Origin of the sequence: Nitrospina sp. 32_T5 (assembly GCF_052156635.1) — a bacterium.
Lineage (GTDB): Bacteria > Nitrospinota > Nitrospinia > Nitrospinales > Nitrospinaceae > Nitrospina.
Window position 1 is genome coordinate 544,640 of sequence record NZ_JBQKUO010000001.1, and the last position, 12,079, is coordinate 556,718.

10 protein-coding genes and 1 tRNA gene are annotated in these 12,079 nt (G+C 52.6%); 8 read left to right on the forward strand and 3 right to left on the reverse strand.

Going from position 1 to position 12,079, the window contains the following annotated elements; genetic code table 11:
• Window positions 1–328: 328 nt before the first annotated feature.
• Complete coding sequence (locus ACTRW9_RS02440) at window positions 329–823, forward strand: FKBP-type peptidyl-prolyl cis-trans isomerase (protein WP_442428178.1); 495 nt, start codon at window positions 329–331, stop codon at window positions 821–823.
• Window positions 824–929: 106 nt separating this feature from the next.
• Here the strand turns inward: ACTRW9_RS02440 and ACTRW9_RS02445 are convergent, their stop codons facing one another.
• Together ACTRW9_RS02445 and ACTRW9_RS02450 are read right to left on the reverse strand one after the other, a co-directional pair.
• Window positions 930–1,889 (reverse strand): tetratricopeptide repeat protein, encoded by a 960-nt coding sequence (locus tag ACTRW9_RS02445; RefSeq protein WP_442428179.1) that lies wholly within the window; start codon window positions 1,887–1,889, stop codon window positions 930–932.
• On the reverse strand, window positions 1,871–2,611 hold the full coding sequence (locus ACTRW9_RS02450) for a protein kinase domain-containing protein (protein WP_442428180.1): 741 nt from the start codon (window positions 2,609–2,611) through the stop codon (window positions 1,871–1,873). The genes ACTRW9_RS02445 and ACTRW9_RS02450 overlap by 19 nt, the downstream gene beginning before the upstream one ends.
• Before the next feature lie 274 nt (window positions 2,612–2,885).
• Between ACTRW9_RS02450 and ACTRW9_RS02455 the strand changes: the two genes are divergently transcribed.
• From ACTRW9_RS02455 to ACTRW9_RS02485, 7 genes are all read left to right on the forward strand, one after another.
• The gene (locus tag ACTRW9_RS02455; RefSeq protein ID WP_442428181.1) at window positions 2,886–3,116 is read left to right on the forward strand and encodes a YgaP family membrane protein; all 231 of its coding nucleotides are present in this window, start codon (window positions 2,886–2,888) and stop codon (window positions 3,114–3,116) included.
• Window positions 3,117–3,697: 581 nt separating this feature from the next.
• Window positions 3,698–5,527, forward strand: coding sequence for a cation:proton antiporter (locus tag ACTRW9_RS02460; protein WP_442428182.1), 1,830 nt, complete (start codon window positions 3,698–3,700; stop codon window positions 5,525–5,527).
• A 93-nt stretch (window positions 5,528–5,620) separates the two neighbouring features.
• Window positions 5,621–6,115: a TIGR03546 family protein gene (locus tag ACTRW9_RS02465; protein ID WP_442428183.1), complete on the forward strand. Its 495-nt coding sequence runs from the start codon at window positions 5,621–5,623 to the stop codon at window positions 6,113–6,115.
• Window positions 6,112–7,938, forward strand: coding sequence for a TIGR03545 family protein (locus ACTRW9_RS02470; protein ID WP_442428184.1), 1,827 nt, complete (start codon window positions 6,112–6,114; stop codon window positions 7,936–7,938). Before ACTRW9_RS02465 ends, ACTRW9_RS02470 begins: the two co-directional genes overlap by 4 nt.
• A 632-nt stretch (window positions 7,939–8,570) precedes the next feature.
• Window positions 8,571–8,756 carry a hypothetical protein gene (locus ACTRW9_RS02475; RefSeq protein WP_442428185.1) on the forward strand — a complete coding sequence of 62 codons (186 nt, stop codon included), beginning with the start codon at window positions 8,571–8,573 and terminating at the stop codon, window positions 8,754–8,756.
• A gap of 498 nt (window positions 8,757–9,254) precedes the next feature.
• Entirely contained in the window at window positions 9,255–9,734 is a 480-nt protein-coding gene (locus ACTRW9_RS02480) for an FKBP-type peptidyl-prolyl cis-trans isomerase (RefSeq protein WP_442428186.1), read from the forward strand.
• A 208-nt stretch (window positions 9,735–9,942) separates the two neighbouring features.
• Window positions 9,943–10,019, forward strand: a tRNA-Arg gene (locus tag ACTRW9_RS02485).
• 261 nt (window positions 10,020–10,280) lie between these two features.
• On the opposite strand, the gene ACTRW9_RS02490 is transcribed toward ACTRW9_RS02485, so the two are convergent.
• Window positions 10,281–11,315 carry a hypothetical protein gene (locus ACTRW9_RS02490; RefSeq protein WP_442428187.1) on the reverse strand — a complete coding sequence of 345 codons (1,035 nt, stop codon included), beginning with the start codon at window positions 11,313–11,315 and terminating at the stop codon, window positions 10,281–10,283.
• Between the last annotated feature and the right edge of the window lie 764 nt (window positions 11,316–12,079).

Below are 12,079 nucleotides of genomic sequence, written 5' to 3' on the forward strand. Positions count from 1 at the left end.
TTGAAATCGGATATCATTGCTGTCAAAGTAATCATAAAAGATTGGATTCATTGGAGCACCCGGTAGGGTATCCGGAACTCGAGCCCTTTAGCCACCCTTCGTTGCACCGACCCTACCCTGGATTCACCTAAATCGACCTCATTCTGGGAAACCGCGCAGGCGGTTTTGAAGGCGGACTCCCTCCTTCATTTCCTTGTTTCCCCTTTTGGTTGAATGGATATAGTTTTTTCAAGAATGCGGTGGACCGTGCGGCTTCCGCTTTCTTTGGCGCAGATTCGGATGGCGGCATCCCGGTCTGTCAACCCTCACTCTAAAAATCAGGTGATTTATGAAAAAAGCAAGCATGACCCGGTCGGTATGGTTTCTCGCACTCATTGCGGTGTTGCTGGTGACGTCCCCGGTGTGGGCGGACGATCGGGCCGTAAAGGAAGGCGACGTGATCGAGATCCATTACACCGGAAAACTGCAGGACGACACGGTGTTTGACAAATCCGAAGGCCGCGAACCCCTGAAGTTCACCGTCGGCACGGAACAGATCATTTTAGGAATGAACAAGGCGGTGATGGGCATGAAGGTGGGCGAATCCAAAACCGTCACGATGGGGCCGGACGAAGCCTATGGCCCGTACAATGACAAACTGGTGTTCCAGATCGAGAAAAGCAAATTGCCGCCACAGGTGCAATCCGGTTCCCAGTTGATGGACGGACAGGGCAACATCGTGACCGTCAAGGACATACAGGGCGACATGGCCACATTGGATGCAAACCACATGCTGGCCGGCAAAACCCTGATCTTCGACATCAAGCTGGTCAGCATTCAGTAACCCGCTTTTTTCGCATTACCGGATAACGCAACAAGCCCGGCCTTTTGAAGGTCGGGCTTTTTTGTATCAACGCATCCAATGGAATAAAAAGCCGGGGTTAAAAAAATCACACCGGGGAATCGGGAGTCGGCGGCTCCGGGGGATTGGGGGGTGAGGTGTCCTGACGCTCCTGCAGTTTCTGGTGCGCCATCGCCGCCAGCCCCACCACAGCCAGAAACGATAGAACGCTCACGATGCGGTCCGCAGGCGGCAGGTTTTCTTCCTTCGGCGAGAGTTCCCACAACACCAGGCTGATTCCGGCGATAACGGGTCCCGCCCGCAGGCACTGCCAGGCCCACGGTTTTTGACGGTACCACAACCACGTGCCCACCAGCGGCATCACGGCAAGAACACCAAGCGCGATTTCCAGCCACCGGAATTCCTGCACCTGGCTCCAGGCCACCTTCTCACTTTCCTTGCGAACGTATGCCATGCGCAAAAGCGCCTCGCAACTGGCGCGGGCCTTGCCCGGGTTGCGATTGCAATCGAGTTCGAACAACTCCTGCGCCCGGCCATAGTGCTGGGACCGCTCATAACCGCGCGCCATGTGGTAACACGCGCCGTAATCATTGGGATCGGGAGAGGGGTACCCTTCCCGGCAGAGGGGCAGAAGCAGGTCGCTTCCCCGGTTCAATTCCCCGATCTTGAGGTACTCCTTGCCGAGGTAGAAGCAGGTTTCCTTGTTTCCGTCCTGGCAGCGCTTTTCCAGGGGCCGCACCTCCTCCTGCAGGCGCTCCATCTGCCGGGACAGGTGCAGAAGAGGGGTGCAGGCGCGCAGGTGGCCGGGCGTGGGGTGGCTGGTGCAGGCGATGCGGTAATACTCGAGAGCCAGGTCCCGGTCGCCCGCCCGTTCCGCTTCCATGCCCAGGGCCAGGCAGTAGATGGTGACGCCGTTGGAGCATTCCTGCCGTGCTTTTTCCGGATCGAATTCCTGCCGCTGCGCCTGCGCCGGCTCCGTCCAGAGACTCAGCACCAACCACACGCCGAGGCACATCCAGCCGTTCCACCTCACCAATCGTACTCCCATTCCAGCAGCTCCAGGTGTTCCCGCAGTTGGGAGACAGTGCGGAATTTTTTCAGGATCAGGGAGCGCTTGAGACCGCAACAGATTTTCTTCACCGTCGGCGGCAATTTTCGGTAATGCTTCCGGCCCCCCATGCACTCGTGGTAGATCTGCACCAGGCTGCAGATGTCGTCGCGCATGTTGGCCAGCTTGGCATCGGTGGAGTTGTAAAGGTCGAGCAGTTTGATTTCAAAACTCAGGCCGAATTTGTTGACGATGATGTTGTCGCTGTGAAGGTCCCCGTGGTACTCGTTCAGCAGGTGGATTTCCTCGATGCCCTTGGCCAGCGCGTAGAGCAGGTGCGTCGCCTGGTACGGGGGCAGGCGCTTGCCGGGCAACTTCTGCAAAAACTCGGAGAGCAGAATACCCTCGACATAATCGGATATGAGTGCGGTGATGGGAATGCGCCGGTAGGTGATGATCTCCTTGGTGTGGTACTGGATGAGGATGGAGCATCGGCGCAGTTTGTGCAATTTGCGCGCGTACACCCGGGCCGCCTTGTTGCGCACGTTGCGCTGCGGGAAAAACAGCTTCGCGGCGCGCTCGATGCCGGTGCTGATTTCGTTCACCTTGTACACCTCACCCTCCCAGCCGGCCCCCAGTTTGGACAGCACCTCGTACTTGCCCGCCAGTTTCCGTTGTGGTTTGAGGTCGAAGGAATCGATTTTGGGAACACGTGTGGCCAAAAGAACTATCCCTGGTTGGTCGCTTTCAATCCGGGTCATTGTACACCATCCCTGCGCCCGTCCAATGACCAGATTCGCATCCCCGATTTCACTTTTTCACCGGGGTGGCAGCTGTTTAAATTTGATCCCCCTTCTCAATCTCACCCCCCTCCAAAACCGGCTCCCGGCAGGGCGATTTAATGGATTCCTGGGGTCAAAGGAACCATGTTAGTAGTGGAGGCGGGAATCACGCCTCCAGAAGAAGGAAGGAAAAACAGATTGAAAGGAGGTTGTCATGATGAACGCAAATGCAGGACGAATGGACCGTTGGGTGCGGGTGGTTGTTGGGATTGCGCTTCTGGCCGCGGCTTGGATGTCGGGAGGCCCGTGGGGTATCACACTGGGCGTGATCGCCTTCATCCCCATTCTGACCGGAATTCTTGGATGGTGCCCTCTGTACGCCATCTTCAATTTCAACACCTGCCCATTTGACCGCACCCGGATGAGCTCGCCTCCCAAGGCCTGAACCAAAATGCCATCGGGAGCTTCGGAACAAGGGCTTGCGCGGGATTTCGCGTGAGCCCTTGTGGTTCATCTCAGAACTGTCAATTGCTACCTCCCCCGCTCCCGAATGTATTGCTTTACGCTATTTTTTTGCCTTGCCTTTTTCCCGGACCGTTTTATTAAATTTCATAAGTTAATTGGGAGCCACTGCAAGACAACTCGGTAGTGGTGCCTTTTCCATTCTTCCCTAAGAAGGGAAAATCTGGGTTTCTGACTTTCTTTAAAAAACCAAAGGAGGTGAACATGTATGCTGACTGTTTATGATTATGCCGATCCAACGGCCCTGTCCATGGCCGTTCTCGCTTTGGCTGCTTTTGCGGGCTTTCTCTGGAATTTCACCCATCACCTGCAAGAGTGATCAGGAAGCGGATGCCGGGCTCAACCCAACCGGGGCCCGGCTTCCCAGGCAACTTCATGTTTCCCTTCCCTTTTACCCCCCTCTGGAGCCGGATTGAAATGATGTCCTTCTTTTCCGGTGATATTGCTTTACAATAAATTCCTCAGGTCTGCCACCCATCTTCTCTCACAACCGGAATCCAAACATTGGAATTCACCCTGCAAAAACTGGTTGGCGTCATCATCCTGGGCATCAGCATGCACTGGCTGGCATGGCGCATCCGTATTCCTTCCATCGTCCTGTTTTTCGTGGCGGGAGTGATGATCGGCCCGGTGGGGGGATGGGTCGACCCCACTGAAGACTTTGGCCCGCTGCTTCAGGCCCTCATCAAACTGGCCATCGCCATCATCCTGTTCGAAGGCGGATTGAACCTGCGCTTTCATGAATTGCAACAGTCCGGCCGGGCAGTGAAGCAGATCATTCTTCTGGGCCTTCCATTGTCGTGGGGATTCGGGTTTGCCGCTTGTCACTGGGTCGCCGGATTGTCGGTGCCGGTTTCGGTGCTTTTGTCGGCCATCCTGGTGGTGACAGGCCCGACGGTCATCCTTCCCCTGGTCCGCCACGCCAAACTGTCTCCGCGCACGGCGTCGGTGCTGAAATGGGAAGGCATCATCAACGATCCCATCGGTGTTCTGCTGGCGGTGCTGGTGGCGGAAATCCTCACGCACGGCACCGCACAGACCACCGAATCCATACTCGTGCATTTCGGGCTGGCCATTGCGGGGTCCGTGGCACTGGGCATTGCGGGAGGTCTGTTTCTCAAATTTGCATTCGAAAAGGGACACGTCCCGGAATTCCTGAAAATCCCCATGGTGCTGTGCATGGTGATCTCGCTGTTCAGTATCGCAGACCTGCTGGCGGAGGAAATGGGCCTCCTTGCGGTGACGGTGCTCGGCATCACCATGGGCAACATTCGCATGCTCATCTTTTACGAACTCCGCAAGTTCAAGGAAAACGTCACCACCCTCCTCGTGGCAACCGTGTTCATCCTGCTCACGGCGGACCTGGATGCGAAGCATTTCACCAGCCTCGACTGGCGGGCGGTGGGATTCATCTTCTGTATCCTGTTTCTGGTACGCCCGCTGGCGGTGGGACTGGGCACCCTGGGCTCGGGCCTGAAATGGAATGAAACCGTCCTGCTGGGGTGGATCGCGCCGCGCGGCATCGTTGCCGCATCGGTGGCCGGATTGTTCGCGCCGCGCCTGATTGAACAGGGATACGAGGATGCGGTGTACCTGCTACCGCTGGTGTTTGGCGTGATCGTTTTCACCGTCGTCCTGCACGGGCTTTCCCTGGAGTGGCTTTCCCGCAAACTGGAATTGTCCTCCGACAAGCAGGAGGGAGTGGTCATCGTCGGGGCCAATCCATGGACCACGGAACTGGCGTCGGTGTTCCGCGAATTGAACCTTCCGGTGATATTGGTGGACGGTACCTGGCACCGCCTGAAGGACGCCCGGTTGCGCGGCCTTCCGATCCACTATGGTGAAATCCTGTCGGAAACCAGCGAACAGAACATGGACCTGGCGGAAATGGGGTACCTGCTGGCCGCATCCGAGAACGATGCCTACAACGCCCTTGTCTGCAACGCGTTCATTCATCACTTCGGCCGCGACCGGGTGTACCAGTTGCCTTTCCATGAGAAAAAGGTTGAGGAAGAAAAAGGCGTGCAAAGCGCCCACCTGGGCCGCATCGCTTTTGATGAAGAGGCCCGCTTTGAAGTGCTGATGGACCGCTATTACCAGGGGTGGACGTTCCAGAAATCGAAGCTGACCGAGGAGCATACCTTCGACGCCTTCACGGCCAAACTGCACCCCCCTTACTACCTGATTCTTGTGACGGGCAAAGGAAAAATCGCATTCGGTTCGGAAAACTTTTCCGGAAGCCCGGGACCCGGGGATACGGTGATCGCGTTTACAAAACTGAACGCCCCCGCATCGAAAAACACCAAAAGGAAAGCAAATGAGGCGAAAGAATGAAATCTTGCACTTTCTGCAAGTGTGTTACACTGATTCCGTGTTTTGAATTTTTCCGAAACGCGTCATCCGGTTCCATCATCAAGGGGGGACCTCGTGTTCAGCCGGATTTTTAAAATCCTGAAAGCGCTCAACTCCAACCAGCGCCCCTGGCAGATCAGCGTGGCCCTGGTACTGGGGGCAGTAGCCGGCCTCACTCCGCTTCTCAGCCTGCACAACCTGGTCGTCCTGCTTCTCGTTTTTTTCCTCAACGTCAACTTCGGCATGTTCCTGTTGAGCCTCGCCGGGTGCACGCTGTTCGCGTTTCTTCTCGACCCTCTTTTCCATCGCATCGGTTACGCGCTGTTGACCTCGGAAGGCCTGCATGGGTTCTGGACACAGTTTTTCAGCTGTCCCGTCTTTCTGCTCGGAAACCTCAACAACACCATTGTCATGGGCAGCCTGGTCTTTACCCTGGTCCTGGGCATGCCGCTGATTTTTGTGTTCAACAAACTCATCGTCAAATACCGGCTGGCATTCAATGCGCTGATCGACCGCGTTCCGTTTCTCAAATTCCTCAAAATCCCCGACACCGTGGAGACCGCGTCATGAATAAAAAACCGGGCTTCATCCGCTGGTGGGGACTGATCCCTTTCGTTGTCGTGACGGGACTGATCGCGGGATTCCTTCTGCTTTTTCTCGACAGCCTGATCGAAAACACCATCGAGGAGCAGGGCTCGCAGGCGCTCGGAGCGCAGGTCGATGTGACATCGGTGAAAACATCCTTGCTGGACCATTCCATCGAAATCAGTGGCATCGAGATCGCCAACGCCGAGAAGCTGGACGAAAACATCGTCGAGATCGGCAACTTCACCTTCAACTTCGACCTCAACCAGGCCTTTTCCAAAAAGCTGATCATCGACGAACTGACCGCAGACGGCATCGCCTTCAACACCAAGCGCAAGACCCCGGCACGCCCGGTAAAGAAACCCGCCAGAAAAAAGGAGGAGCCGGAAGAAAAGGAAGCGGGGGACAGCAGTTCCGGTCCGGGCTTCGGCGGCCTTGACGTTTTGAAGGACATGAAATTCAAATCGCCCAGGGAAATCCTGCAAAGCGAAAAACTGGAAACACTGGAACGCGTGAAGGAAGTAAAGGAGGACGTGAAGGCGACGAAAGCCAAATGGGAAGACCGCATTGAAAACCGGTACGGCAAAGGCGCCATCGATGAGATCAAACAGAGGATCGACGGCATCAAACAACGCGCCAAAAAGATTTCCGGGCCGGGAGACATTCAAGCCATCACCGCGGACATTCAAAGCCTGCGCGGGGACATCGAGGGACGGGTCGATGAAATCAAAAACCTGAAATCGGAACTGAAGGCGGAGACGGAAAAAGCCAAAGCCCTGGTGCGGGACCTCAAGGACCTGCCCAGGAAAGACCTCGAGCGGTTGAAGAGCAAGTATTCGCTGGACCTCAAGGGCGGCACCGGCATGGTGGGGGCGCTGGTGGCGGGTCCATTGAAAGACCACCTCGACAAAGCCCGGCGCTATTATGAAAAAGCCAAACCCTACCTGAAGAAGAAAAAGGAACCCGTGGCGCCGGAACCGGAAACGCCTGAACGCGGCAAGGGTCTGACCATCGAGTTTCTGAAACCGAAACCCACGCCGGATTTCCTGGTGCGCCACGGAAAGCTGTCCATCACACTGTTCGGCCAGGAGGTTTCAGGGGACCTGAATGACCTCTCGGACAATCAGAAGATCCACGGGAAGCCGATGGTGGTGAAATTCGACGCCGGCAACCATCCCAGATTCGACCGCTTCAATCTCGACCTGACTGTGGACCGCACCGGCACCGAGGGGCGCGACACATTGAAGACGCGCATCGGGGGATTGAAGCTGTCCGGCTTTGAAACAGGAGAAGCCGTCAAGGTGGAACAGGGTGGGGCCGACATCGAAAGCACGTTCAACGTCGTCAGCGAGGAAGCGTTGACCGGAACCATAAACGTGCAGACGCGCGACATGAACATGAAGTGGACGCAGTCCGGAAGCGGCGAGTTGGCCAACATCATGCAAAAGACCCTCAACTCCGTCAGCCGATTTTATCTCAACTTCCTTGTTTCCGGAACGGTGACCGATTACGCGGTGAAAGTGGAATCCGATCTCGACAAAACGCTGAACCGCGCCATCCGCGGCGTGTTCGACGACAAGGTGAAAGAATTCGAAGGAAAACTGAACGCCGCTATTCTGGAAAAAACCCAGGGGCCGTTGAAAGATTCCACCGGCGCCGTGTCCAATCTCGTGGACTTGCGCAAGCTGCTCGACTCCCGCGAGTCCTCCCTGCAGAACCTGCTGGGCGAGGCTACCCAGAAAGCCCTGCTCCCCAAACTGCCGGGCCCTGCAGGCGACCTGCTGAAGGAGTTCAAACTTCCGTTCTAAAACCATTCCACGGAAACCCCGCCTGTCCTTCCCGCTGTGCCACCCCCCCCCAAACCAAACTAACTGCTTATAAAACAATAGATTAATACTTGCCCGCTCGGCCAAGTTTTTTTTCAAAACCCTTATTTTTTTGTTTGTTTTTGATGGGGAATGCCGTCTAATAGAATTAATTTCGCACCTTGGGAGCTGTTCCTGACACAAGATGTACGCGCATTGCGTTCTTTATTCTTTTTTGCTTTTTGACGGGTCTCCTCACCCTGCGAGCTTCCTTCCCCGGGAAGACATCACTGACTTTGCCGTCACCGATAAGCTGGAACAGTCACTTTTCGCAACTGGTTTCCTTTAAGTAAGTAACACGAGTTTTCAATTCGACACCAGCCGCCGTTGTGCGTGTTGAAATCGAATTGTTGGGTTTACGCCGGAAGTGCATTCCTGCCGCGCTCGCCTATAGACCCGGGCGTGAAGGCCGTCGGGAGTTTGCGATGCTTTCGGCACCAAGTTGGTCTGTCCTGAATATCAACTTTTGAGGAGAGATGGAGGTTTATCCACACGGTCGCCTAGGATGAACACACCTTCCAGGAATGAATCAACCATTGGTATCAACCCTTTTATATTTTAAGGATTCTTTTGAAATGAAAAAAATCGCATTGCTGTTTTTGATCATCCTCGTATCCATGCTTTTGTCCCTGTCTTCCACTGCATTCGCCTTCGCTTCCAAATCCATGGGCCAGGGCAGCGTCCTGATTCTCTCTGATGACATCCAGAAAGAAGAAGACGATGACGAAGACGACGAAGAGGACCAGGAAAAACCCGAGTAATCCGTATCCTTCCGTTGTTGAAGAGAGCCGGGGCGCATTGGCGTCCCGGCTTTTTTTATCCCGGCAGGCCACCTCTTTTCCGCTCTGGACCCTGCCCCGGATTCTCAGGCAGTCCGGTGGCACCCGCGTCTCCAAAGCAGCTTGAAAACATTCGGCTTCCAGCCGGTTTGCCGTGCCTGTCTTGAAATCTCAGATAATTCCGGTATGGTGTTACAAGACAGGTCGATTCGGCCGCAACCCATGAAATGGAAGTCCCCTGCAGGGCGTTGTCTTAGCCGTTCATCATGCAGGCTTCCATTTAATTTCAACTACGAACCGTAAGGAGACTCCGCACACATAAGCAGAGTTTACCGTCAGGTCGCTTTTCGTTCCCCGCACTACTTTTCCCAGCTTCCGTGCCTGTTTCCAGAAGGAATCGCCGTGCCGGGGGGGGTATTGCGCATCTGTCCAAAACCGATTTTTGCGGACCGGGTTCATAACAAATCCCAGAGGTAAATTATGATTAAGAAGGATTCTGTCGTCACTCTCAGCTACTCCCTGAAAAACAAGGAAGGCGCGGAACTGGATAAAGCCGGCGCGGACCAGCCGCTGGTTTACCTTCACGGCAAGGGGCAGATCATCCCCGGGCTGGAGACCAAGCTGGAAGGACTGAATTCCGGAGACAAGAAAGACGTCACCGTTCAACCGGAAGACGCGTATGGCAACGTCAACCCCAGCCTGGTGATGGAGATCGAGCGTCAGCATTTCCCCAAGGATGTGGACATCCAGCCCGGCATGCAGTTCACCGCCGACATGGGTGAAAAACAGCAGATCTTCACGGTTCTCTCAGTTGGAGAAGAGCAGATAAAGATCGATGCCAACCATCCGCTTGCCGGCGAGACCCTTCATTTCTCCATCGAAGTACTGGATGTGCGCGAAGCCACCAAGGAAGAGCTGGACCACGGCCACGCCCACACCGGCAATGAACACGGCCATTAGTCCCGCACAGCAAACCCCAACCACAGAATCCCCCTGCCGGAACACGGCGGGGGATTTTTTACCTTCCTTGGCCCGAAAACACACCACCCTGTTTTAAAGCTCCAAACCAGATTGAGTAAAAACTCATTCTATTGAGGAGCCGTTCTCCCTGTCACGGATCGCGTTGGAACATTTTGTGTTAGAATGCCGCTGGACGGATACCCCACACGCGCCTGTAGCTCAGCTGGATAGAGCAACGGACTTCTAATCCGTAGGTCGGGCGTTCGAATCGCCCCAGGCGCGCCAATAAAATAAGGACTTAGAGATCACTCTCCAAGTCCTTTTTCTTTTGGTGTGTAATTTTGGTGTAATCGGGCGGGAAATAAATATTTTTACTGATGCTCGTATTGCTTCACCATCGACCGCCGGGAACCGGCCAAAAACGGATACTTGGAAATGCTTGTGTTTCCAGCCAAGAGATAATTATGCTCTGCCTATTATAAGGCTGTTAAATGTAAGTAATATTCTACGGTGGCGTTCCATTTTTAATCTATGCACTATCAACAATTATTCATTTATATCTATTTTCTTCGTATCATGGTCGAAGTTAATTGTGCCTAAAATTCCCTTTGCTCCGCCTTGACTTAATACAGAAAGGTCAAAGCCAGATTCTATATATTTTTCTACGTATCGTTCGCAGTTTTCCCCTAATATTGCGTTTAGTAAATCTAGAAAAATAACTTGTATATATCGTTCCGCATCAACGCCCAGATTAACGGCTTGCCCATTGTGAAATACGTTTGTTCTCAGGTTAATAAGCGCTTCGAATCCCAAATCATTCTGTATGAAGCTCATACTTTTAGAATATGATTGTTTAAGCTTCTTTTTGATTGCCCCTGTTTTATGAGTGTCGCACAAAACTTCAATGGATACCCAATACAGAAAAAAGTTTGCTGGACTTTCTTCTCTTGCAGCCTTTTCAAATAGTTGTACAGCTAAAATCAATCTGTCTCTGTCTGCGGTATTTACCTTTTCCATTTTCTCTAAAAGACTAAAGCATCTATCCCAATGAGTACTATTCACCACAGTACCTTCACAGGGTTTAGGCATGCGTATTGTACGCGATGGTGTTTTCATGCTGCCACCTGGGACGCTGACAGTGGCTTCTCTTGCTACTTCTCTAAATAAACTATTGCCACATACGGCTCTTAATACACCAACAAACTGATCTAATCGATTAATGCAACCTTTGTATCCTTCATTTCCAGTCTTAAGAATAGGCGTTGATATTAGAACATAGCGAGTCGGCGGCAGAGTTCGTTTAATGTCTTCACAAAAGAAATTTACGTCATTTTCGCCACCTCCGGTAGGCGATATCATTGTTGACGTATATTTTTGGTCACTTATGTGAGCAAATGAAAAACGATAGGGAACTTCCATAAAAGTTTTTTCTTCGCCAGGCTTTGCAGGAAGTGAAGTTTTATTATCATCTATAAAAGGAGCAGCATAGTAACGGACAAAAAATTCATTTATGTCATCATTTACCCAGTCGTCTCCATACATGTCTTCTAAGGCTAGTTTTCGGTATTCTTGAGATTTCATATGAATACATACCTCCTTTCTATGGTCTAGATACACACCTATCTTTAGTAAGGCCAAGAAATAACGAATTGTGGTAAAACAGTATTCCTTATAAAGCTATGTTTTAAATATTGAGATGTCCGCTAAAAGTTGGGTTTCACCCCGAAAAACTGGGAGGAGCGGACAGGCAAAAAAAGATCTAAATCATTAAAAACAAGTAACATTTCAGTTACTCCTGCAAGTAACAAAATGGTTACCCATGATTCTCGCAAACCCAATCTCCCAAGTAACGGAAATGTTATTGAGACAAATTCAGGGAACTTATTACATTTAAAAAGTCATTGGCGTTTTGGACAAATTTCCTAGCCCAGTAACAAAACCGTTACCCTTCTATAGATATCCCCCACCAGCATTCAAAAATTACAATATCTATTGGGTCCAGTGTTACTTCCCTAACAAACCTGACAAAAAACTGGGAGTTTGGGAAAAAATAATGGAATTTGCGAGAAGTGATTAGAAATATGCCGCAACCGTGTTCCACCACAGGATTCAGCTCACCTTATATTACCTGAAGCGTTTTGGCCTGGTCGGTCCGTGAAAGCGTCCACTAACGTGACACCTGAAAGAAATTTGATGGTGGTGGCGGGCGGAGCTCGCAAGAATACGGGAGGGCTCCCTATCTTTCACAAATAAAATACGGTCAGGGCATACGAGAAAAAGAACGGTCGACTTTACAAAACATGACAATTTTCAGGGACCCGCAGTGCCACACCACACCTCCCCCC

Excerpts from the sequence above, each read along its gene's own strand:
- ACTRW9_RS02455 (WP_442428181.1), top strand. The coding sequence starts at position 2,886 with ATGATGAACGCAAATGCAGGACGAATGGACCGTTGGGTGCGGGTGGTT.
- ACTRW9_RS02475 (WP_442428185.1), top strand. The coding sequence starts at position 8,571 with ATGAAAAAAATCGCATTGCTGTTTTTGATCATCCTCGTATCCATGCTT.
- ACTRW9_RS02480 (WP_442428186.1), top strand. The coding sequence starts at position 9,255 with ATGATTAAGAAGGATTCTGTCGTCACTCTCAGCTACTCCCTGAAAAAC.
- ACTRW9_RS02490 (WP_442428187.1), bottom strand. The coding sequence starts at position 11,315 with ATGAAATCTCAAGAATACCGAAAACTAGCCTTAGAAGACATGTATGGA.
- ACTRW9_RS02440 (WP_442428178.1), top strand. The coding sequence starts at position 329 with ATGAAAAAAGCAAGCATGACCCGGTCGGTATGGTTTCTCGCACTCATT.
- ACTRW9_RS02470 (WP_442428184.1), top strand. The coding sequence starts at position 6,112 with ATGAATAAAAAACCGGGCTTCATCCGCTGGTGGGGACTGATCCCTTTC.
- ACTRW9_RS02445 (WP_442428179.1), bottom strand. The coding sequence starts at position 1,889 with ATGGGAGTACGATTGGTGAGGTGGAACGGCTGGATGTGCCTCGGCGTG.